Source organism: Variovorax monticola (assembly GCF_051216855.1).
In the GTDB taxonomy this organism is placed as follows: Bacteria; Pseudomonadota; Gammaproteobacteria; order Burkholderiales; family Burkholderiaceae_C; genus Variovorax.
In genome coordinates this window covers 351,537-373,164 of sequence record NZ_JBPJZP010000003.1, presented here as the reverse complement: position 1 = coordinate 373,164, position 21,628 = coordinate 351,537, and the positions used below count along the sequence as shown (strand labels likewise).

Sequence of the window (21,628 nt, the reverse complement as noted above, 5' to 3'; positions counted from 1 at the left end):
AAGAGAAATCTTTTTGGGCTTGCTACGCATCGACCACGTCGCGGCTTGGCGGCGAGCGGTGCGCGGCACTTTCCAGGAACACCACGGAACCGGCTTTGCCGGGCCGTCGGTGTTGCCCCCTGCAAGGGGGGTGGAGCAGCGACACGAAGTGCGCGAAGCCTGGGGGTGTCATTCAATACCGCGGGACCGACGGGTCGTGCTGAGACCAGGCGTCGATGCCGCCAGCCACGTTGGCGAGCTCGGCAAAGCCGTTCTGGTTCAGGAAGGCGGCCACGCGCTGGCTGCGCGCGCCGTGATGGCAAAGGCAGGCGATTCGATGACCCGGGCCGAGCTCGGCCAGCCGGGCGGGAATCTCGTTCATCGGAATCGCCACCAGGGTGAAGCCCTGCGGCACGACGCTTGCCGTCTGCAGCTCCCAGGGCTCGCGCACGTCGAGCAGCACGGGGGTGGCGTCTGCGTCCTGGGCGAACCAGGCGGCGAGGTCGGCGGGGCGTACTTGGTCGATCATTCGGTCAACCGCCGGCTCAGAACGAGAAGCGCGAAGGCTCAGGAAAGTTCAGCAGGCGCGGGGCCACGATGTCCCAGGGCTGGAGCGTGTCCCACTTGCTTTCGCTGGTGCGGGTGACGAAGTGGGCGCGCATCATCGGCTCTTCGCCCACGATGGCGGCGAGGCGGCCGCCGACCTTCAGCGAACCCAGCAGGTTCTGCGGAATGCGCGCGACCGAGCCGCTCAGCACGATCACGTCGAAGCTCGGACCGCTGGCCAGGGGCACGGCGCCGTCGGCGTGGCGCACTTCGACGTTGGCCACACCGTTGCGGCGCAGCGTCTCGGCGGCACGGGCGGCCAGCACGGGGTTGATTTCGAGCGACAGCACCCGGGCGGCGCGGGCGCCGAGCAGGGCGGCCATGAAGCCGGAGCCGGTGCCGATCTCGAGCACCGATTCGTGCTTCTGGATGTGCAGGTCCTGCAGCGTGCGGGCCTCGACCTTGGGCGACAGCATGAACTCGCCGGGCACCGAGCCGTCCAGCAGGGGCAGCTCCATGTCGAAGAACGACAGGGTGCGGTGCGCTTCGGGCACGTAGTCCTCGCGGTGGATCTGGGCCAGCAGTTCGAGGATGTCGGTTTCAAGCACATCCCAGGGGCGGATCTGCTGTTCGATCATGTTGAAGCGCAAGCGCTCGAGGGTGGGGGTGGGGTTCATGGCGTGGTTTTCCTAGTGGGCTCAGGACAAACCTTCAATTTTAGGTGTCGCCGCCGACGCCGGCGGCGCGCTCGGCATTCCGGGGCGCGCGCTGAGCCCGTTGATGATCACGTCGGCCTGCGTGGCGACGTATTTTTCGGGGTCCAGCGGGGAGAGGCCGTCGACGCAGACCATGGCCGAGTGCTTCCAGAGCATGAGGAAGACCATGGGCGCCACCACCGCGTAGATGGCGTGGTCGACGTCCATCGGCGCGAACTCGCCGCTGTCGATGCCGCGCTGGAAAATGCGGCGCATCAGGTCGTGACCGGGGCGCACCACCTCGCGGCGGTAGAACTCCGCCAGCTCGGGAAAGTTGGCGCCCTCGCTCATCATGAGCTTGGTCAGGCCCGAAGCCTGGGTCTTGCCCACGCGCTCCCACCAAACGTTCATGCAGTAGCGCAGCATGTCGGCCGTGGTTCCTTCGAAGGCCGCGAACTCGGCGTTCCACTCGGTGAAGCGGCTGCCGAGGTTCTCCATGACCACGGCCTTGAAGAGCTCGTCCTTGCTCGGAAAGTACAGAAAAAGGGTGCCCTTGGACACGCCGGCACGCGCCGCCACCTCTTCGGAGCGGGTGGCGGCAAAGCCTTTTTCCACGAACAGGTCGAGCGCGGCGGCCAGCAGTTCGCCGGGACGTGCCTCTTTCCGGCGTTCGCGCTTGGAGCGCACCGGGCAGAGCTTGTCGACGAAGGAACGGGGCGTGGGCATGAGGTTAATGACTCGCGGGTTAGTAATGTAGTTGACCGGCAATCGCCGCGTCAAGCCGCGACAATATTGGGTTCGCCTTTTTCCAACCTGCTGATCCCGCCGCCCCGCGCTCCATGCCGACAGCCCGCCGTTCATCCTCCCGTTCCGCCCGCGCGATGCTTTTCGCGCTGGCGTTCGTGTTGTGGATCGCGGGCACGCTGGGCGTCATGCACCGTTCGCTGCATGTGCCGGGGCTGACCGAAGCCGCCGCAGCCACCGGGTTTCCGGCGCAGGCCCAGGGCGATGTGCACCAGCACTCCCACGGCCTGGGCAGCCTGTTCGGCGAACACACCGACGCCGAATGCCGCCTGTACGACCAGCTCGGCGACGGCAGCGCCACGCCGGGCGTGCCGCTGGTGGTGCTGCCGGTGCTGCTGCCGTCGGCCACCTTCGCCTGGTTGCAGGGCGAGGCTATCGCCCGATGGGTCGCGCTGTTCGACGCGCGCGGTCCGCCTTTCTCTCGCTGAATCCCTTCGTGTTCCGGCTGCCGCCTCCCGCCTTGCGCGGGCGGCGGCGGACGTTCATTGATTCAACGAGTGCCCATCATGATTCCCAATTTCCGTCGCAATGCCATCGGCGTTGCCGTTCTTTCCCTGCTGTCCTGGCCTGCCTTGGCGCAGGACGCCACAGCCACCTTGGAGTCCGGCGCGGCCACCTCGCCGCCCGGCACGCTGTCCACCGTGGAGATCCAGTCCGAGCGCCTCAAGAAGGCGCGCATGGAGCTGTCGCCCGAGGTCGGCGCCACCGTCTACCGCATCGACCGCGCAGCCATCGACGCGCTCGGCAAGGGCGATGCCACGCCGCTGGACGACGTGCTGCTGACCTTGCCGGGCGTCGCCAAGGACTCCAAGGCTTCCGGCTCGCTGCATGTGCGCGACGACCACGGCAACGTGCAGTACCGCGTCAACGGCGTGCAGTTGCCCGAGGGCATCTCGGGCTTCGGCCAGTCGCTGGACACGCGCTACATCGACTCGGTCGATTTCCTCACCGGCGCCTTGCCCGCGCAGTACGGCCTGCGCACCGCGGGCGTGGTCGACATCCAGACCAAGCAGGGCCTGGGCAAGCCCGGCGGTTCGCTCGGCTTCACCTTCGGCAGCCACAACACGCTGGAAGAAAACGCGTCGGTCTACGGCGCCACCGGCAACCTCAGCTACTACCTGTCGGGCAGCCTGGTCTCCAACACCAACGGCATCGAGAACCCGCAGCCGACGCTGAACGCGCAGAACGACCGCACGCGGCAGGGCAAGACTTTCGGCAACCTGTCGTACTACCTGGACGCGGACACGCGCGTAGGCCTGATGTTCGGCACCTACAACGGCAAGTTCCAGATTCCGACCAACCCGAACCAGGCGCCGGCTTTCTCGCTGGCCGGCTACAGCGACCTGGGCACGGGCTTCAACGGGCTGCCGTCGTCGGATGTGCGCGAGCGCCAGACCGAAGCCACGCGCTTCGTCGCGCTGTCGTTCCAGAAGACGCTCGGCGCGCTCGACTTCCAGGTCTCGGCCTTCCACCAGTACTCGAACCTGCACTACCTGCCGGACCCGGCGGGCGACCTGGTCTACAACGGCGTGGCCTCCGACACCCTGCGTTCCAACGCGTCGAACGGGCTGCAGGCCGACGCTTCGTACAAGCTGAGCGATGCCCACACGTTGCGCTTCGGCGGCGCCTACACGCGGCAGACCACGCGCAGCATCAATGCGGTGAACGTGTTCCCGGTCGACGACAGCGGCGCGCAGGTCGGCAACACGCCGGTGCTGATCAACGACAACTCGGGCAAGGTCGGCCAGCTGGCCAGCCTCTACCTGCAGGACGAATGGCGCATCGACCCGAAGCTGACCTTCAACTACGGCCTGCGCTACGACAGCGTCGACGCGTTCACCAAGGAACACCAGTGGAGCCCGCGCCTGAACCTGGCATACAAGCTGACCGGCGACACCGCGCTGCACGCGGGCTATGCGCGCTACTTCACGCCACCGCCGCAGGAGCTGGCGTCGCAGCAGAGCATCAACCTGTACACGGGTACCACCAACCAGCCCGAGATCGCCAACTCCGACCCGGTGAAGGCGGAGCGCACCCACTACTTCGACCTGGGCGTGGACCACAAGGTGAACGCCAACCTGTCGCTGTCGGCCGACGTGTACTACAAGAACATCACCAACCTGCTCGACGAGGGCCAGTTCGGCCAGGCGCTGATCCTGTCGCCGTTCAACTACGCCAAGGGCTTCGCGCGCGGGCTGGAGCTGTCGGCGCGCTACAACGACGACCACTGGTCGGCGTACGCGAACTTCGCCTACCAGAAGGCGATGGGCAAGAACATCGTGTCGAGCCAGTCGCTGTTCGGCGCGGATGAGCTGAACTACATCGCCAGCCACGACGTGTACCTGGACCACGACCAGACCTACACGCTGTCGGGCGGCGCGAGCTACCGCTTCGGCGACAACCAGGTCAGCGGCGACCTGATCTTCGGCAGCGGCCTGCGCCGCACGGCCGACGGCGGGGCGCCCAACGGCGCCGCGTTGCCGCACTACGCGGTGGTCAACGCCGCCTACTCGCACACGTGGAAGGAAGCCTCGGGCGGCGACATCGTCGCCCGTGTGGCCATCCTCAACCTGTTCGACAAGAGCTACCTGCTGCGCGACGGCACGGGCGTGGGCGTGGGCGCGCCGCAGTACGGCACCCGACGCAGCCTGTACGTCGGCATGACGACGCACTTCTGAGCGGACGCTCGAGGATGCACACAAGGCTGTTGCGCTCCGTCGCTGTCACGCTGCTTGTCGCGGTGTGGCTGGCGTCGACGCTCGGCCTCGTGCATGCCACGCTGCATGTGCCGGGCGACCTGGCCCTGGCGCTGACAACCGCGCGCGCAAAGGTGGCCATGGCGGGCGATGATGGCGTCCAGGCACGCGTCCAGGCACGCGTCCAGGCTCGCGACCCGGCGCTGCGGCACGGCTGGCTCAACGCGCTGTTCAGCGACAAGACCGATGCCGAGTGCCGCCTGTACGACCAGTTGGCGCACGGCGCCAGCGCACCGGGCGTGCCGCTGGTGGTGCTGCCGATGCTGCTGCCGGCGGCCACCTTCGCTTTTCTGGAGGGCGAGGCCGTCGCCCGCTGGGTCGTGCTGTTCGAGGCACGGGGCCCGCCCGCCATTCGCTGAATTCCCTGTGTGCCGGTTGCTGCACCCGCTTGGCGCGGGGCGCGGCCGGTCGTCCCTCGATTCAACGAATGCTCTTTCATGACCCCCAATTTCCGTCGCAACGCCGTGGGCGCTGCCATTCTTTCGCTCGCCGCTGTCGCGGCCCTGGCCCAGGCACAGGAACAAACCCAGGCCCAGGCTGCCGACCCCGCCAGCCTGCGCGAGGTCACCGTCACCGGCAACCCGCTCGGCGCCTCCGACCTGATCGCGCCCACCACCACGCTGTCGGGCGACAGGCTCCTGCTGCGCGCCGAATCCACCCTGGGCGAAACGCTCAACAACGTGCCCGGCGTGAGCAGCAGCTACTTCGGCCCCAACGCGAGCCGCCCGATCATTCGCGGACAGGACGGCGACCGCATCCGCATCCTGCAGAACGGCGGCGGCGCGCCCGATGCGTCCGCGCTGAGCTATGACCACGCGGTGCCGGTCGACGCGCTGGTCACCGAGCGCATCGAAGTACTGCGCGGCCCGTCGGCGCTGCAGTACGGCGGCAGCGCCGTGGGCGGCGTGGTCAACGTGATCGACAACCGCATTCCCACCGAGCCGGTCAACGGCTTCGGCGGCCGCGCCGACCTGGGCTACGCCACCGGCAACAAGGAGAAGAACGGCGGCGTGGTGCTCGAAGGCGGCAACGACCGCTTCGCGCTGCACGTCGACGCCTTCAACCGCGACTCGAAGGACGTGGCGGTGCCCATCACCCTCGAATGCAGCAAGCCCGGCTCGCCGTGGTCGGCGCGCAAGATCTGCAACTCGGCCAACGAGGCGCACGGCGGGGCGCTCGGCGGCACGATGTTCTTCGACCAGGGCTACATCGGCGCTTCGGTCAGCACCTACCGCAGCAACTACGGCACCGTGGCGGAAGACGACGTGACCATCGGCATGAAGTCCGACCGCTATGCCGTCGAAGGCGAGTGGCGCCCGGGCGGCTTCATCAGCAGCATCCACGCCAAGCTGAGCCACACCGACTACCGCCACACCGAGTTCGAGGGCGGCCGGCCGGGCACCACGTTCTCGAACATGAGCAACGACCTGCGCATCGAGGCGCGCCACCGGAAGATCGGCAACTTCGAGGGCCTGGTGGGTTTCAGCAGCGAGACCAACCGCTTCGCCGCCGACGGCGAAGAGGCCTTTGCGCCGCACAGCCGCACGCGCTCCAACGCGCTGTTCCTGCATGAAGAGCTGGGCACCTCGTGGGGCCGGCTGAGTTTCGGCGCGCGCACCGAGCAGGTTCGCGTGCGTTCGCTGGGCTACCCGGACGATCCGGCGGTGACGCGCTTCGCCGTCGGCGAGCGCACTTTCAACCCGCACAGCGCGGCCTTCGGTGCGCTGGTCAACCTGGCGCCGCAGTGGCAGCTGACGTCGAACCTGGCGTACACCGAGCGCGCTCCTAAAGACTACGAGCTGCTGGCCAACGGCCCGCACGTGGCCACGGCCGCCTGGGAAGTTGGCGACCCGAAGCTGAAGAAGGAAAAGTCGACCGGCTTCGACCTGGGTGCGCAGTGGAAGTCGGGGCCGAACACGGCGCGCGTCAACGCGTATGTCACGCGCTTCCAGAACTACATCGGCCTGACGGCTTCGGGGCGCAACCTCGATGGAGAGGGCAACGTGGCGGAGCCGGGCGCCACCGACACGCTGGCCGAGTACGTGTACGGCGGCGTGCGCGCGCGCTTCACCGGCATCGAGGCCAACGGCAACCTGCGCCTGCTGGGCACCGAGGGCTTTGCACGCATGAGCGACGCGGGCACGCTCGACCTCGAATGGCGCGGCGACATCGTGCGCGCGAAGAACCTCGACACCGGCGAGCCGCTGCCGCGCATCGCGCCGCTGCGCCTGGGCGCGACGCTGGCCTACGCCAACGGCCCGTGGGGCGCGCGCCTGGGCTTCGACTACAACGCGGCGCAGCGCCGCATTCCGACGGTGGGCGCGCGCGAGACCGATGCGTACACGCTGTGGAACGCGGCAATCACGTACCGCATGAAGGTGCAGCGCACCAACCTGACCTGGTATGCGCGCATGGACAACATCGGCAACAAGCTGGCCTACAGCCCGACGTCGATCCTGACGACGACGGTCTATCCGAACGCGCCGCTGCCGGGGCGTACGCTGAAGGTCGGGTTGCGCGTGACGTTCTGAGCGTGGTCTTCTCCCTCCCCCGCTGGGGGAGGGCAGGGGTGGGGGCTCGCGGCCCGTGATGAGGCAGCGGCTTTTGCGAGCGCCGCTTGCCCCCATCCCGGCCTTCCGCCAGAGGGGGAAGGAGCAAGACCGCAGGCACCGCTCGGCTATCCTCGCCGCGTGAATTCATTCGTCATCTCCTCGCTCCTGCCCGTCGTTCTTCTCATCGCCGCCGGCTACCTCGCCGGGCGCCGCCGCTGGATCGGCGGCAATGCGGTGAAGGACCTGTCGAACCTCATCTTCCTGCTGCTCGCGCCCGCGCTGCTGTTTCGCGCCATGAGCACGGTGCACGTCGAGCAACTCAGCCTCAAGCCGGTGGCGGCGTACTTCATTGCGTCGGGCCTGCTGTTCGCGGGCACCATGGCCCTGCGCGGCTTCAACCGCACGGCGGCCGTCATTGCGCTGGCCAATACCTACAGCAACACGGTGATGATCGGCATCGTGCTCATCGACCTGGCCTACGGCGAGTCGGGCATGGTGGTGTTGCTCACGCTCATCTCGCTGCACTCGCTGGTGCTGCTCACCAGCGCCACGGTGGTGCTGGAACTGGCGGTGGCGCGCGAGCATGCCAAGGTCGGCGGCGCCGAGACGCATTCGATGGCGCGCACCGTGCTGCGTGCGCTGCGCAACGCGATCATCCACCCCGTGCCGTTGCCGATCATCGCGGGCCTGCTGTTCGCGCAGACCGGCTGGACCATGCCGGAGGTCATCGACAAGCCGATCCAGCTGCTCGGCCAGGCCTTCGGCCCGGTGGCGCTGGTGATGGTGGGCATCACCCTGGCGCTCACGCCCATCGGGCGGCACTGGCGCGGCGCGCTGGTGCAGGCGCTGGTCAAGAACCTGCTGCATCCATTGCTGGTGGCCGGCATCGGCTGGCTGCTGGGCGTGCGCGGCATTCCGCTCACGGTGATGGTGGTGGCCGCGGCGCTGCCGATCGGCGCCAACGTGTTTCTCTTCTCGCAGCGCTACCGCACCGCCGAAGACATGGTGACGGCCAGCGTCGCGGTGTCGACGGTGCTGGCGCTCGGCACGCTCACGCTGGTGATGGTGTGCGTGCGGTGGCTGCCCTGACAAGGTGTGAATACACCTGCTGCGCGCCCCGATCTCGCACCTGCGGTCCTCACCGTACGGAGTACGGCTCCGGTCCTCGGCGCAAGCTCGGGGCGCTCGCTACGGTTTCTTCACACCTTGTGAGCCGTCAGGGCGCGAGGCGTTCGCGCACCCAAGCCGCTTCTTCGAGCCGGTAACGCAGCCGGTCGTGCAGCCGGCTCTTGCGGCCCTGCCAGAACTCCCAGCGGTCGGGCACCAGCCGGTAGCCGCCCCAGTGCGGCGGGCGCGGCGGCGAGAGCAGGTGCTTCGCCGCGAACACGGCCGCGTTCTTCACCAGCACGTCGCGCCCGCTGATCACCTCGCTCTGCGGGCTGGCCCAGGCGCCGATGCGCGAGTCGAGCGGGCGGCTCTTGAAGTAGGCGTCGCTCTCCTCGGGCTCCACCTTCTCGACGCGGCCCTCGATGCGCACCACGCGTTCCAGCTCGACCCAGTGGAACTGCAGCGACGCATACGGGTTGCCCGACAGCTCCCGGCCCTTGCGGCTCTCGTAGTTGGTGTACCAGACGACGCCCCGCGCGTCGAAGCCCTTGACGAGCACGATGCGGCTCGACGGGCGCAGGTCGCTGCCCACGGTGCACAGCGTCATGGCGTTGGGTTCGGGCACCTTCGCGTCGACGGCTTCGGTGAGCCAGCGCTCGAACTGCTTCAGCGGATCGCCCGCGCTGTGCGCCTCGCCGAGTTCCGCGCGCTCGTAGCTCTTGCGCAGCGCGGCCAGCGCGTCATTGGAGAGAGGAGAAGTCATGCCGGAGATTGTTGCGCACATACTGGGGCGATGACGACGAAGGCAAATTCCCCCGTGGTGATCGTGCTGGCCTCCGGCCGGGGCGAGCGTTTTGTCGCGGCGGGCGGCACGGGCTCCAAGCTGAAGGCGCTGCTCGCGGGCAAGCCGGTGCTGGAGCGCACGCTGGACGCGGTGCGCGCCAGCGGCCTGCGCTGGCACGTGGAAGACGCGGGACATCCGGGCATGGGCGACTCGATTGCCGCCTCGGTGCGCGCCACGCGCGATGCGCCGGGCTGGCTGATCCTGCCCGGCGACCTGCCGCTGGTCCGGGCGGCGACGCTGCGGGCCGTGGCCGCCGCGCTCGACGGCCGGGTGAATGCCGTGCAGCCGAACTACAAAGGGGAGCGGGGGCACCCGGTCGGCTTTGCGGCCGGTTGCGGTCCCCAGCTCGCGACTTTGGAAGGAAACGTGGGCGCATCGTCCATCCTGCGTTCGATGCGCGCTATCGATTCGGTAGCGGACCTGGCGGTGGACGATGCCGGCGTGGTGACGGATGTCGACACACCCGCGGCCCTGGCGCAGGCCGAGGCGCTCTGGCTGGCGCGCCTGGGCGGCTAGCTTTTTTCGAGATCAGGGCTTTGGAATCACCGCGCAGGCGATGCGCGGGCCCGAATTGCCCGAAGGCTGCGTCGTGAAGTCGTCGCGGTCGCGGTGCACCACCAGTGCGCGGCCCGCCACGTTGTTGACCGCGCCGTCGGTCAGCGAGATCGAGTGGTCTTCCACGCTGAAGCGCGCCACGCCGCCGGCGTCGGCCACCAGGCTCGGCAGTTCGCCGGCATGGCTGCCCGCCGCGGCGAACTTGCCGTGCGTGCCGCCGGTCGGGTTGAAGTGGCCGCCCGAGGCGTCGCCGTTGTTGCCGCAGTCGCCCTTTTCGTGGATGTGGAAGCCGTGCTCGCTGCCCGGAACCAGGCCGCGCACTTCGCCCGCCACGCGCAGGCCGTGCTCGAGCGCGGTGAAGGTCACCGTGCCGCGGGTCGGGTTGGGCGTGATGGCGCCGGTCGGCACCAGCTCGACGGCCGTGCTGGGCTTGCCGCCCATGCTGCCGCAGCCAGCCAGAAGTACGGCGGCGAAAAGGGCGGTGCCGGTGGCGGCGAGACGACGTTGGTTCATGTGTTTTCCTTGGACGGACCGAAAGGCTCGGCAGGTGGTGAAAGCTGGGAAGAAGTATCCGCAGACCCGGGAACGTATACCGGAGCCGGCGGCGCATCGCAATCGGCGACGGCGCCGGACTGCTGCTGGCGCTGCTGTTCCTGCACGGCGGCCAGTGCCACCAGCCGGGCCAGCGCGACGTCGTGGATCGCGTGGCGCTGCAGTTCCAGCAGGGTCTGGCGCGCGTAGTCGAGCGAGGTGCCGTAGCGTCCTACCGCATGGGCGAAGATGTGGCGGTAGCGCTCGTCGCTGAGCTCGCCCGTGAAGTTGGGGCTGCGCCGCGAGAGCGTGAAGGCCAGTGCGCGCACCGGGCCTTCGGCCGTGCCGCAGGTCAGCCATTTGGGGTCGTACACGCCGGTCGGCATCTCGCGCAGCCAGAGGCGGCGCAGCGTGGCCAGCCCGTCGGCCTTAGGCACGCGGAAAACCATGCCCCGGCAACTGCCGCCCGAGAGCAGGCCGAACACGAGGCCGGGCACCTGCACGCTGCCGCGGTTCACGCGGCTCCACATCTTCAGCGCGCGGTGCCAGCCGCGCACCCAGGCCTGGCGCCGCTCGACAAAGTCGAACTCGGGCCGCCAGATGAGCGAGCCGTAGCCGAAGAGCCAGAGGTCGTCGTGCCCGCCCCAGTCGGCGATGGCGCGTTCGAGCATCGGCTGCGGGTCGCGCAGGGGCCTTGGCATCGGGTCGAGTCCCGGCGGGCCGGGATCCGGCGTCGGGTCCGACACGGGGGTGAAAGGGCCGACGCCTACAATTTCGCCATCATGGTTCACCGCACCATTATTTACCGACCCCTTTCCTACGGAGCAAGACCCGCGATGAGCGACGACGACAGCCAGCAGAATTTCATCCTCGGATTTCTCATGGCGCTCATCGCCCTGGTGATCTTCTTCGTGGTCGGCATCGTGCTCTGGCACAAGGGCCACAACCCGGCCGCCGCCGCCGCGCAGGCGGCGCAAGCCAGGCCCGCCGTGGTGGTCTCGGCCCCGGCCCCCGGTGCGGAGCCCAAGCTGGCCGAAGTGACCGAGACGGTGACGGTCACCATCCCCGACGGCGCGAGCATCCGGGTGATCGACGGCGTGGTGAACTTCTACTTCGCGACCGGCAGCGCCGATCTGGCGCCGGGTGCCGCCGAGGCACTGGCCGCGGTCATCAAGGGTGTGGAGAGCGGCCGCAAGGCGGTGGTTTCCGGCTACCACGACACCACGGGCGACCCGGCCATCAACGACCAGCTCGCCAAGAAGCGCGCCGAGATGATCCGCGACGTGCTCGTGGGCCTGGGCGTGCCGGCCGCGAAGGTCGACCTGCAGAAGCCCGCGGTCACCGCAGGCTCGGGCAACGACACCGAGGCGCGCCGGGTCGAAGTGAAGCTGATCGACTGACCGCAGCCCGCGGCCTGCGCAAGAACAGCCCGGCGATGCCGGGCTTTTTTGTGTGCGCTGCTTCGACCGGCGCGAACGGGCGGATTGGTATCGCCCGGCGCCCGGATTTCATCGGGCTTTCGCGCCCGGCTTGGTACCATGGGCCTCCAGGCCCACAGTCGCCCTGGCGACACGCAGCAAGAGCCCACGACCCCATGAGCAGCAGCACACACCCCACCGTACGCGACGTCACCGATCGCATCCGCGAGCGCAGCCTGGGGCTGCGCAGCGCCTACCTCGCCCGCCTCACCGACATCCGCAACCGCGACCGCGGCTCCGACCGCATGGGCTGCGCCAACGTGGCGCATGCCGTGGCCGGCATTCCGGCCAACGACAAGTTCCGCGTGGTGACCGAGCGCGCACCCAACATCGGCATCGTCACGGCCTACAACGACATGCTCTCGGCGCACGCGCCGTACCAGGGCTACCCGGACATCATCAAGCAAGAGGCCCGCCGCCTCGGCGCCACGGCGCAGGTGGCCGGCGGCGTGCCCGCCATGTGCGACGGCGTCACGCAGGGCACGCCCGGCATGGAACTGAGCCTGTTCAGCCGCGACGTCATCGCCATGAGCACCGCCATCGCACTCACCCACGACATGTTCGACAGCGCCTTGCTGCTGGGCGTGTGCGACAAGATCGTGCCGGGCCTGCTGATCGGCGCGCTGCACTTCGGCCACCTGCCGACCGTGTTCGTGCCGGCCGGCCCCATGCCCTCGGGCCTTTCCAACAACGCCAAGTCGAAGGTGCGCGAACAGGCCGCGCAGGGCCTGGTGGGCCGCCAGGGCCTGCTCGACGCCGAAATGGCGGCCTACCACTCGGTGGGCACCTGCACCTTCTACGGCACCGCCAACAGCAACCAGATGCTGCTCGAGGCCATGGGCCTGCACGTGCCCGGCACGGCCTTCATCCAGCCAGGCGATGCGATGCGCGAAACGCTCACGCGCGAAGCCGTGCGCACGGTGCTGGGCAAGGCCGGAGACACCGCATTCAGCTGTCCGCCCATCGGGGAGATGGTCGACGAGCGCTGCATCGTCAACGCCATGGTCGCGCTGCTGGCCACGGGCGGCTCCACCAACCACCTGATCCACTGGGTCGCGGTGGCGCGCGCCGCGGGCATCGTGATCGATTGGGACGACTTCTCCAAGCTTTCCGACATCGTTCCTCTGCTGAGCCGCGTGTACCCCAACGGCAGCGCCGACGTGAACGAGTTCCAGGCGGCGGGCGGCCCCGGCCTCGTGATCGGCGAGCTGGTCGACGCAGGCCTGATGCACGCAGACGTGCTGACGGTGCGCGCCGGCGGCATCCGCGAATTCGCCAACGTCCCGGCGCTGGCCGGCGAGCCGGGCGAGCAGCGCCTGCAATGGAGCCCGGGCGCGCTGTTGAAGAACGAGGCCATCACGCGCACCGTCGCCAGCCCGTTCAGCGCTACCGGCGGACTGAAGCTGCTGAGCGGCAACCTGGGCCGCAGCGTCATCAAGGTGTCGTCGGTGCCCGACGACCGGCATGTCATCGAGGCACCGGCGCGCGTGTTCGATTCGCAGGCCGCGCTGCTGAAAGCCTTTACCGCCGGCGAGCTGGAGCGCGACGTGGTGTGCGTGGTGCGCTGGCAGGGCCCGCAGGCCAACGGCATGCCCGAGTTGCACAAGCTCACGCCGCCGCTGTCGGTGCTGCAGGGCAAGGGCTTTCGCGTGGCGCTGGTCACCGACGGCCGCATGAGCGGCGCGTCGGGCAAGATCCCCGCCGCCATCCATGTGTCGCCCGAAGCGGCCGCGGGCGGCCCGCTCGCCAAGGTGCGCGACGGCGACCTGATCCGCCTCGACGCGCTGGCGGGTACGCTCGCCGTGCTGCTTCCCGAAGACGAATGGGCCGCGCGTGAAACCGCGACGCTGTCCGAAGCCCAACGCATCGCCGACGGACACGGCCTTGGCCGCGAGCTGTTCGCCGGCATGCGCCGCAATGCACTGACTGCCGAACAGGGCGCCTGCTCTTGGCTGTGAACAAGCAGCGCCCCAGGGGGCGATGCGCAACGTAATGGAGCTATGAAATGACAGACAGACTCACCCCCCTCGACGTGATGCGCGACGCGCCGGTCATTCCGGTCATCGTGCTGAACGACGTGAAAGACGCGGTGCCCCTGGCGCGCGCGCTGGTCGCCGGCGGCATCCGCATGCTCGAAGTCACGCTGCGCACGCCGCAGGCGCTGCAGTGCATCGAGGCCATCGCCAAGGAAGTGCCCGAAGCCGTGGCCGGCGCCGGCACCATCCGCAGCGCGGCCGATGCGCAGGCCTCCGTCATGGCCGGCGCCAGGTTTGGCGTGAGCCCGGGCTACACGCGTTCGGTCGGCAAGGCCTGCCACGACCTCGGCCTGCCGCTGCTGCCCGGCGTGGCCACCGGCAGCGAAATCATGACGGCGCAGGAAGACGGCTACACCCAGCTGAAGTTCTTCCCCGCGCTGCAGGCCGGCGGCCTGCCCATGCTGAAGGCCTGGCAGGGCCCGTTCGGCGACGTCACCTTCTGCCCGACGGGCGGCATCCATGCGGGCAACGCGGCCGAGTTCTTGGCGCTGTCGAACGTGGCCTGCGTGGGCGGTTCGTGGATCGTGCCGGCCGACGCCATCCGCGACGGCGACTGGGCCCGCATCGAGCAGCTGGCACGCGCCGCGAGCCAGCTGTCGCGCTGACCATGCGCGCGGATTTCGACGCGAGCGACCTGAAGGTCATCGCCTTCGACGTCTTCGGCACGGTGGTCGACTGGCACAGCGGCATCGCCGCCGAGTCCGAGAGCGCCTTGCCCGGCGTGGACGGCGCGGCCTTCGCGCTGGCCTGGCGCGCGGGCTACCAGCCCGCCATGAAGGCCGTGATGGAGCGCATTGCCGCGGGCGAGGGCGGCTTCACGCTGCTCGACGAGCTGCACCTGAGCATGCTGGAGCAGGTGCTGCGCGATTTCGGCCTGAGCGACCGGCTCGACACCGCCGCCAGGCGCGACCTGAGCCGCGCCTGGCACCGCCTGCCGGCCTGGCCCGATGCGGTGGCCGGGCTCACGCGGCTGAAGAAGAAGTTCACCCTCTGCACGCTGTCCAACGGCAACATCGGCCTGCTCACCGAAATGGCCAAGCGCGCCGGGCTGCCCTGGGACTGCGTGCTGTCGGCCGAAGTGTTCAAGGCCTACAAGCCCGATCCGCGCACCTACCTGGGCGTGGCGGGCGTGTTCGATGCGACGCCGGGGCAGGTGATGCTTGCAGCGGCGCACCACGACGACCTGGCCGCCGCGCGCGCGTGCGGCCTGAAGACCGCCTACATCGAGCGGCCCCACGAATTCGGCCGTGCCCTGCCGAAGGACGTGTCGCCGCAGCCGGACAACCACCTGCACGCGCGCGACATCGACGCGCTGGCCGACCTGCTGGGTTGCTGATCGGCCCGGCAGCGGGTCAGCGCAGGCCGCCGCCGGCGGCGCCTTCGTCACGCTGGATGAGTTCGATCTTGTAGCCGTCGGGGTCCGTCACGAACGCGATCACCGTGGTGCCGCCCTTGACCGGACCGGCCTCGCGCGTCACGTTGCCGCCTGCGGCCTTGATCTTGTCGCAGGCCGCATACGCATCGGGCACGCCCAGGGCGATGTGGCCGTAGGCGGTGCCGAGCTCGTAGCTCTCGGTGCCCCAGTTGTAGGTGAGCTCGATCTCGGCCTGCTCGGGGTTGCCCTTGCCGTAGCCGATGAAGGCCAGGCTGTACTTGTATTCGGTGTTTTCCGACGTGCGCAGCAGGTTCATGCCGAGCACCTGGGTGTAGAAGTCGATGGAGCGCTGGAGGTTGCCAACGCGCAGCATGGTGTGAAGAAGTCGCATCTCGTGGTGCCGTGTAGTTATCGGGAAGGGGCCACCATTGTCGGCCTCCCGGCACGCCCATCCGGCTGCGGGGTCGGCGCAGGCGGGCCTGCTGGCGCTCGAAGCGGCCTGCGCCGAGGCGACGCTATGCCGCCGTGTCCAGCCAGTGCGTGATGCGCCCGCCGTGCATCACGCCGATGCGGTCGGCCATCGCATGCGCCTCGGCCTCGTTGTGGGTGACGAGCACGGCCGTCTGGCCGGCCTGCTTCAGGATGCCGCGCACCTCGCTGGTCAGCCGCTCGCGCGTGCCGCCGTCGAGGTTGGAAAAAGGCTCGTCGAGAAGCAGCAGCGCGGGCGAGGGCGCGAGCGCGCGCGCCAGTGCAATACGTTGCTGCTGGCCGCCGGAAAGCTCGTGCGGATAGCGCTCGCCGGCCTCCGCAAGGCCCACCAGCGCGAGCATCTCGGCCACGCGCGACTGCTGCGCCGCACGGTCGAGGCGGCGCAACCCGAACGCCACGTTCTTCGCGGCCGACAGGTGCGGGAACAGCGCGTACTCCTGGAACATCATGCCCACGCGCCGCTGCTCGGGCGGCAGGTGCGCCTGCGTGGACGACAGCAGCACGTTGCCGAGCCGAACAGTGCCCGCGCGCAGGGGCTCGAAGCCCGCAATGGCGCGCAGCACCGTGGTCTTGCCGCAGCCCGAGGGGCCGAACAGGCAGGCGATGTCGCCCGCCTTCAACGCGAGCGAGAAGCCGTCGACGACCGTGTGCAGGCCGCGCGGGGTGTCGTAGGCGAGCTGGATCGCGTCGATGTGCAGGGGGGAACTCATGGCGTCTTGTCGGCGTTGAGGAGGGTCGAAGGCGTGCCCAGCTGCTGGCGCGCGAGCAGCACCACGGGCAGCAGGCCGGCCCCCACGATGGCGAGCGCGGCGATGGCGCCTTCCTCGTAGGTGCCGCGCGCGGCCTCGGCGTAGAGCCAGGTGGCCAGGGTGTCGAAATTGGCGGGGCGCAGCAGCAGCGTGGCCGGCAGTTCCTTCATGGCATCGACGAACACCAGCAGCGCGCCCGCGGCCATGGCGGGGCGCAGCAGCGGAAGGTGCACGCGGCGCAAGGTGCCGGCCGTGGTTTCACCGAGCAGCCGGGAGGCCTGCTCGATGGCCGGCGGAATGCGCGCCAGGCCCGCCTCGATGCCGCCGACCGGCATCGCAAGAAAACGGATGACGCAGGCCACGACCAGCACGACGCCCGCGCCCATCAGCGGCAGGCCCTGCCATCCCATCGCCGTGGCCAGCGCCGCATCGAACGCGAGCGCGGGCGTGAGCAGCCCGATGGCCAGCACCGTGCCCGGCACCGCATAGCCCAGCGTCGCCGCGCGCGCCTGCCAGCGCGCGCGGTTGGGGCGTGAGCCCTGGCTGCGCGCGGCCCACGCGACGACCAGCCCGGCCGCCACCGCAACCACCGTCACGCCCGCAGCCAGCGCCAGCGTGTTGCCGAGGCTCGCGACCAGCCCGCGCGAAATGCCGCCGCCTTGGTGCAACCGCTTGGCGCTTTCCCAGACCAGGTAGAGGGCGGGCGCCACGAAACCGATCAGCACCGGCAGCGCGGCCGCCGCGGTGGCTGCCCAGCCCACCACGCCGCTCAGCCGTTGCGGCTGCACGGCCCGCATGCGTTGCGCCGAACCGAAGCGCTGCTGCTGGCGGCCATGGCGCTCCAGCCACACCAGCGCCACCACCATGAACAGCATCGCGCACGCGATCTGCGCCGCGCCGGCCAGGTCGGAGCGCGTGATCCACGTCGTGTAGACCGCCACTGTCAGTGTGTTCACGCCCAGGAACTCCGAGGCGCCGATGTCGTTGAGCGTTTCGAGCAGCGCCAGGCTCAGCCCCACGGCCAGCGCGGGCCGTGCGAGCGGCAAGGCCACGCGGAAAAACGCGCCGCGACGGCGCTCGCCGAGCATGCGCGCCGCTTCCATCAGGTGCGCGGGCTGCGTCATGAACATGGCGCGGGCCGTCAGGTAGACGTAGGGATACAGCACGAAGCCCAGCACGAAGATCGCGCCGGGCAGCGAGCGCAGGTCTGGCAGGCGGAACTGGCGCGGGCTGTCGAAGCCCAGCACCCAGCGGATCGCGCCCTGCACCGGGCCGATGGGGTGCAGCAGGTCGAGGTAGGCGAAGGCGACGATGTAGGTCGGCATGGCCAGCGGCAGCAGCAGCGCCCAGTGCAGCACGCCGCGCCCCGGAAAGTCGTGCGCCGTGACCAGCCAAGCGCAGCCGGTGCCGATCGCCAGCACCAGCGCGCCCACGCCCGCGAGCAGCAGGGCGGTGTTGAGCGCCGCCTGCGGCAGCACGTGCGCAAGCAGCGGCCCCCAATGCCCGACGCCCGAGCCGAGCGCGAGCCATGCGAGCGTGAGCACCGGCGCGAGCACGCCGAGCGCGATCAGCAACGACGCGCAGCGCCATGCGGGGCCTGCAGCGCGCAGGCCCTGCGGCTGGCGCCGCGTTGTGCTCATTCAGTTGCCGGCAAGGTGTGCCCGGCCATCGACATCACTGGTCGAAGCCGACCTTGTCCACCAGCGCGCTGGCCTGCTTGCGGTATTTGGCAATCTCGGTCAGCGGCAGCGGATCGACCTTCAGCTCGCCGATGGTCTGGCCGATGATCGGGTCCAGCGCGACGCCCTTGCGCACCGGGTATTCGTAGTTGGCCTGCGCGTAGAGCGACTGCGCCGGCTCAGACACCAGGAACTCGAGCAGCTTGACCGCGTTGGCGCGCTGCGGCGCATTCTTCGCCACCGATGCGCCGCTGATGTTCACGTGCGTGCCGCCGCTCTTCGCGTTGGCGAAGGTCGGGCGAATCACCTTGATGGCGTCGCCCCACTTGCGCGCGTCGGTGCCTTCCTTCGCGCTCTTCATCTGGCCGACGTAGTACGAGTTGGCCAGGCCAACGTCGCAGATGCCGCCGAGGATGTCGCGCGCCACGTCGCGGTCGCCGCCCGTGGCCTTGCGCGCCAGGTTGGCCTTCACGCCGCGCAGCCATTGCTCGGCCTTGGCCTCGCCGTCGTGCGCGATCATGGACGCGACCAGCGCGGTGTTGTAGGGGTGCTGGCCGGCGCGGATGCAGACCTTGCCCTTGTACTTGGGGTTGGCCAGGTCTTCGTAGCGGAAGGTGGTGAGCGGCAGGCTCTTGTCGGCATACAGCACGCGCGCGCGCATCGACAGCGAGAACCACTGGCCGTCGGCGCCGCGCAGGTTGGCCGGAATGGCCGATTCGAGCGCGGCCGATGTCACCGGCTGCGTCACGCCGCCCTCGACCAGGTCCATGAGGTTGCCGATGTCCACCGTCATCAGCACGTCGGCGGGAGAACGCGTGCCTTCGGCCTTGACGCGCTCCAGCAGGCCGTCTTTCACGAACACGGTGTTGACCTTGATGTTGCTCTGCGCGCTGAACGCGGAGATCAGCGGCTGGATCAGCGCGGGCTCGCGTGTGGTGTAGAGCGTGAGTTCGTCGGCGGCGGCCTGCGCGGGCAGGGCCACGAGTGCGGTCAGCGCGGTGATGGCCAGCGAGGCGGCGCTGGCGCCGAACAATGCGCGCGCGGCGCGGCCTTGGACGCTTGAGCGTTCGGTCATGGAGATCCTCCGGGAGCAGTGAATATTCTGGAAACGCCGGCGCCTGTCGTTGTCGCAGCGGCCGAGATGCGAATAATTATCACTGGGAGGATTGCGCGCGGAGGCATTTGCACTTACGGGTCAAAGGCCTACTGAAGCGCGCCGCGCGCTTTGGCAGCAATTTCCATCGGCATTGGCAACAAATGCCGGTGCCATTGGCAGTGATCTCAACACGTAAATCGCCGCCGCCTTTGGCAGGTGTCGCGGACTTTGGCAGTGCAGTTAAAGCATCAAAACGCCCTACGCTGCCAGACGCCTTCAAATGAGGTAGGCAGGTCGCGGGAAGGGACTTGTCGCGAGGCACGGGATCATCAGGCGCCACCAGATTGTTGTGAGACGCTTAAATCTAGGCTGTCTCGCTGTGGAGCCGGAGTCACGTGCATTGAGCGCCGAGGAGCGAGCCGGAGCCGGCTGCCCGCACGATGGAAGCTAGTCAGTGGCGCGGCGTAGGCAGATCGATTAAGCCGCCCAAGGTGAACGCCCCTCGGAGAACGTGAAGTCGTTGGGCTGCGTTGGTGAACGCCGCATTGAGCTCGATCTCATCAGCTATCGGATACCCGGGAAGCGGGTTTAGTGCCACCCTCAGGCGCTCGCATGCTGCCTCCCATGCCAGTAAAGCCGTGGCGCGTTCTTTGACAGCAGTGTTCGATGACTCCATCTATTGATGATAGCTGTGCCACCGAACATTTCCTGTGCCCAAGCGTCGGCGTACTACCGGCTTCCCATTTTGTAATTCGAGATCAGCACCTCGCCCACCTCCTGCTTGGCCTTGGCCGCAATGCTGTACCTCGTCTTGACCGCCTCGATCCGGAAGTCCGAGAAGGTCTCCCGCACACCTGGAGTGTCATTCAAACTCAGGATGAACTTGCCCTTCAGGCTGGCCAGGAGGCCCGCCAATCGCGCGAAGTCCTCCCGGCTGAACACGCCCTCGCCATAGTCCTTTTCGTTGCCCCAGTACGGCGGGTCGACGTAGAACAGCGTGCCAGGCTTGTCGAAGCGCTGGATGACCTGGTCGTACGGCTTGTTTTCGATGAAAACCCGCGAGAGCCGCACATGGGCGTCGCTCAACTCCTCCTCGATGCGCAGCAGGTTGAGCCTGGGCGGTGCCGTGGCCGCGATCCCGAAGGTGGGCTTGTGGATCTTGGCCCCGAAGCAGGTCTTGGCCAGATAGAAGAACCTGGCCGCGCGCTGGATGTCCGTGAGGGCATCGGGCGGCAGCACCAGGAAGTTGTCGAAGTCATCGCGCGCCACCAGCATCCAGCGGAACTGCGCCACCAGCTCGCCGAGGTGGTGCTTCACGCAGCGGTACAGGTTCGTCAGCTCTCTGTTGATGTCGTTGATGATCTCGACCTTGCTTTCGGGCTTTTTAAAGAGCACCCACGCCGCGCCTGCGAACACCTCGCAGTACGTCTGGTGATCGGGCATCCGCCCGATGATCTGGTCCGCCAGGCGACTCTTGCCCCCGAGCCACGCCAGTGGGCTTTTCTGTTGCGTCATTACTTTCTTTCAGTGGTGACGCTCGATGGCGTGCTGGTGTGGGGCTCGGGTCGCTGCGATCAGCGGCACTGGCCCTCCAGTGATTCATGGTCCCGCAGCGCGGGCACTTGATCTCAATTCTTCCTGCATCAGCCATCGCGAGCTTTCGCCCGCATTGGCCGCATCTGACTTCGTGCATTGGCACCGCCTATGATTCGCCCCGCCTAGCTAGGTGGCAGGGTCTTCGGTCGATGCCGTGCTAACTCACGGCGGAGACGGGTGAAGCGGGTGTTAGCGCACCCAAATCACTCGCCCTGTCTTTTTTTCCCCTCTACGGTGCGGGGCCAGCTGGATGCCAGCGAGCCGACGACACCTTCCATTCGAACAACCGGCTTCCGATCTGCACGATGTAGCCCGAGGTAGGGTTGGCCGGAAAGCCCTGGTCGTAGGCCCACATCCGGTAGCCCGAGAACCGCGCCGCACCGGTCAAGGTGCCGCCCGACGAGGCCACTGCGCTGCAGGCGCCGGCCAGCTGCGCCGCCTGGAGCAAAGCCCCTGCAGCGCTCCACACCGTCGACGCCTTGGGCGCCAGCGAGATAGCCGTGGAAACCGTCCCGGCCGCCAGGAACGCGGCGAGCAGCCCGCCCTCTATCGCGGCCGACTGGGACAGCAGGCCGCGCGCTGCAGCCACACCCGCGCCGTACCCGTCGAACCGGACGGCACCGGCCAGATTCCCGGAAGACTCCGAGATCAGCCGCCACACCGAGGGGCGCGCGCCGAAGGGTCTCGTACCAAACGCAACAGAGCCGAACATGGTCAGCTCCTGCTATGGCCCGAGGCACCGATGGCGCGCGTCGAGGGCG

General features: G+C 68.6%; 23 protein-coding genes. 10 read left to right on the top strand and 13 right to left on the bottom strand.

Annotation, left to right across the window (positions count from 1 at the left end):
* Window positions 1-172: 172 nt before the first annotated feature.
* From ACSFA5_RS12995 to ACSFA5_RS12985, 3 genes are read right to left on the bottom strand one after another with little or no spacing between them, the layout of a single operon-like run.
* Window positions 173-508 carry a rhodanese-like domain-containing protein gene (locus ACSFA5_RS12995; RefSeq protein WP_435444451.1) on the bottom strand — a complete coding sequence of 112 codons (336 nt, stop codon included), beginning with the start codon at window positions 506-508 and terminating at the stop codon, window positions 173-175.
* Window positions 509-524: 16 nt separating this feature from the next.
* Window positions 525-1,202: a protein-L-isoaspartate O-methyltransferase family protein gene (locus ACSFA5_RS12990; protein WP_435444450.1), complete on the bottom strand. Its 678-nt coding sequence runs from the start codon at window positions 1,200-1,202 to the stop codon at window positions 525-527.
* Between the two features lie 21 nt (window positions 1,203-1,223).
* A complete protein-coding gene (locus tag ACSFA5_RS12985; RefSeq protein ID WP_435444449.1) occupies window positions 1,224-1,946 on the bottom strand; it encodes a TetR/AcrR family transcriptional regulator in 723 nt (240 codons plus the stop codon).
* A gap of 155 nt (window positions 1,947-2,101) precedes the next feature.
* Here ACSFA5_RS12985 and ACSFA5_RS12980 point away from each other — a divergent pair, with 155 nt between their 5' ends.
* From ACSFA5_RS12980 to ACSFA5_RS12960, 5 genes are all read left to right on the top strand, one after another.
* Window positions 2,102-2,452, top strand: a complete 351-nt coding sequence (locus ACSFA5_RS12980) for a hypothetical protein (protein WP_435444448.1) — start codon at window positions 2,102-2,104, stop codon at window positions 2,450-2,452.
* 78 nt (window positions 2,453-2,530) lie between these two features.
* On the top strand, window positions 2,531-4,702 hold the full coding sequence (locus ACSFA5_RS12975; RefSeq protein ID WP_435444447.1) for a TonB-dependent receptor: 2,172 nt from the start codon (window positions 2,531-2,533) through the stop codon (window positions 4,700-4,702).
* A gap of 29 nt (window positions 4,703-4,731) precedes the next feature.
* Entirely contained in the window at window positions 4,732-5,139 is a 408-nt protein-coding gene (locus ACSFA5_RS12970) for a hypothetical protein (RefSeq protein WP_435444446.1), read from the top strand.
* Window positions 5,140-5,217: 78 nt separating this feature from the next.
* Window positions 5,218-7,311, top strand: a complete 2,094-nt coding sequence (locus ACSFA5_RS12965; protein ID WP_435444445.1) for a TonB-dependent receptor — start codon at window positions 5,218-5,220, stop codon at window positions 7,309-7,311.
* Between the two features lie 159 nt (window positions 7,312-7,470).
* Window positions 7,471-8,421, top strand: coding sequence for an AEC family transporter (locus ACSFA5_RS12960; RefSeq protein WP_435444444.1), 951 nt, complete (start codon window positions 7,471-7,473; stop codon window positions 8,419-8,421).
* 127 nt (window positions 8,422-8,548) lie between these two features.
* Here ACSFA5_RS12960 and pdxH read toward each other — a convergent pair whose 3' ends face one another.
* Window positions 8,549-9,202: a pyridoxamine 5'-phosphate oxidase gene (pdxH, locus tag ACSFA5_RS12955; protein ID WP_435444443.1), complete on the bottom strand. Its 654-nt coding sequence runs from the start codon at window positions 9,200-9,202 to the stop codon at window positions 8,549-8,551.
* A 30-nt stretch (window positions 9,203-9,232) separates the two neighbouring features.
* Here pdxH and ACSFA5_RS12950 point away from each other — a divergent pair, with 30 nt between their 5' ends.
* Window positions 9,233-9,799 (top strand): nucleotidyltransferase family protein, encoded by a 567-nt coding sequence (locus ACSFA5_RS12950; protein WP_435444442.1) that lies wholly within the window; start codon window positions 9,233-9,235, stop codon window positions 9,797-9,799.
* Between the two features lie 12 nt (window positions 9,800-9,811).
* Here ACSFA5_RS12950 and ACSFA5_RS12945 read toward each other — a convergent pair whose 3' ends face one another.
* The gene (locus ACSFA5_RS12945) at window positions 9,812-10,351 is read right to left on the bottom strand and encodes a superoxide dismutase family protein (protein ID WP_435444441.1); all 540 of its coding nucleotides are present in this window, start codon (window positions 10,349-10,351) and stop codon (window positions 9,812-9,814) included.
* Window positions 10,348-11,070: a gamma-glutamylcyclotransferase gene (locus ACSFA5_RS12940; RefSeq protein ID WP_435444440.1), complete on the bottom strand. Its 723-nt coding sequence runs from the start codon at window positions 11,068-11,070 to the stop codon at window positions 10,348-10,350. Before ACSFA5_RS12940 ends, ACSFA5_RS12945 begins: the two co-directional genes overlap by 4 nt.
* A 135-nt stretch (window positions 11,071-11,205) precedes the next feature.
* Between ACSFA5_RS12940 and ACSFA5_RS12935 the strand changes: the two genes are divergently transcribed.
* The 4 genes from ACSFA5_RS12935 to ACSFA5_RS12920 all read left to right on the top strand — a co-directional run bounded on the left by ACSFA5_RS12935 (window position 11,206) and on the right by ACSFA5_RS12920 (window position 15,219).
* Window positions 11,206-11,769, top strand: coding sequence for an OmpA family protein (locus ACSFA5_RS12935; protein ID WP_435444439.1), 564 nt, complete (start codon window positions 11,206-11,208; stop codon window positions 11,767-11,769).
* A gap of 194 nt (window positions 11,770-11,963) precedes the next feature.
* Window positions 11,964-13,805, top strand: a complete 1,842-nt coding sequence (edd, locus tag ACSFA5_RS12930) for a phosphogluconate dehydratase (protein WP_435444438.1) — start codon at window positions 11,964-11,966, stop codon at window positions 13,803-13,805.
* Window positions 13,806-13,852: 47 nt separating this feature from the next.
* Window positions 13,853-14,488, top strand: coding sequence for a bifunctional 4-hydroxy-2-oxoglutarate aldolase/2-dehydro-3-deoxy-phosphogluconate aldolase (locus ACSFA5_RS12925; RefSeq protein WP_435444437.1), 636 nt, complete (start codon window positions 13,853-13,855; stop codon window positions 14,486-14,488).
* 2 nt (window positions 14,489-14,490) lie between these two features.
* The gene (locus ACSFA5_RS12920) at window positions 14,491-15,219 is read left to right on the top strand and encodes a haloacid dehalogenase type II (RefSeq protein WP_435444436.1); all 729 of its coding nucleotides are present in this window, start codon (window positions 14,491-14,493) and stop codon (window positions 15,217-15,219) included.
* Between the two features lie 16 nt (window positions 15,220-15,235).
* On the opposite strand, the gene gloA is transcribed toward ACSFA5_RS12920, so the two are convergent.
* The 7 genes from gloA to ACSFA5_RS12885 form a co-directional block, all read right to left on the bottom strand.
* On the bottom strand, window positions 15,236-15,649 hold the full coding sequence (gene gloA / locus ACSFA5_RS12915; RefSeq protein ID WP_435444435.1) for a lactoylglutathione lyase: 414 nt from the start codon (window positions 15,647-15,649) through the stop codon (window positions 15,236-15,238).
* Between the two features lie 124 nt (window positions 15,650-15,773).
* Window positions 15,774-16,457, bottom strand: coding sequence for an ABC transporter ATP-binding protein (locus ACSFA5_RS12910; RefSeq protein WP_435444434.1), 684 nt, complete (start codon window positions 16,455-16,457; stop codon window positions 15,774-15,776).
* Window positions 16,454-18,136 (bottom strand): ABC transporter permease, encoded by a 1,683-nt coding sequence (locus ACSFA5_RS12905; protein WP_435444433.1) that lies wholly within the window; start codon window positions 18,134-18,136, stop codon window positions 16,454-16,456. The genes ACSFA5_RS12910 and ACSFA5_RS12905 overlap by 4 nt, the downstream gene beginning before the upstream one ends.
* Before the next feature lie 34 nt (window positions 18,137-18,170).
* Complete coding sequence (locus tag ACSFA5_RS12900) at window positions 18,171-19,250, bottom strand: Fe(3+) ABC transporter substrate-binding protein (protein ID WP_435444432.1); 1,080 nt, start codon at window positions 19,248-19,250, stop codon at window positions 18,171-18,173.
* 750 nt (window positions 19,251-20,000) lie between these two features.
* Complete coding sequence (locus ACSFA5_RS12895) at window positions 20,001-20,765, bottom strand: DNA adenine methylase (protein ID WP_435444756.1); 765 nt, start codon at window positions 20,763-20,765, stop codon at window positions 20,001-20,003.
* Complete coding sequence (locus ACSFA5_RS12890) at window positions 20,656-20,964, bottom strand: Com family DNA-binding transcriptional regulator (RefSeq protein WP_435444431.1); 309 nt, start codon at window positions 20,962-20,964, stop codon at window positions 20,656-20,658. The genes ACSFA5_RS12895 and ACSFA5_RS12890 overlap by 110 nt, the downstream gene beginning before the upstream one ends.
* A gap of 132 nt (window positions 20,965-21,096) precedes the next feature.
* Window positions 21,097-21,579, bottom strand: coding sequence for a hypothetical protein (locus ACSFA5_RS12885; RefSeq protein WP_435444430.1), 483 nt, complete (start codon window positions 21,577-21,579; stop codon window positions 21,097-21,099).
* Window positions 21,580-21,628: the final 49 nt, after the last annotated feature.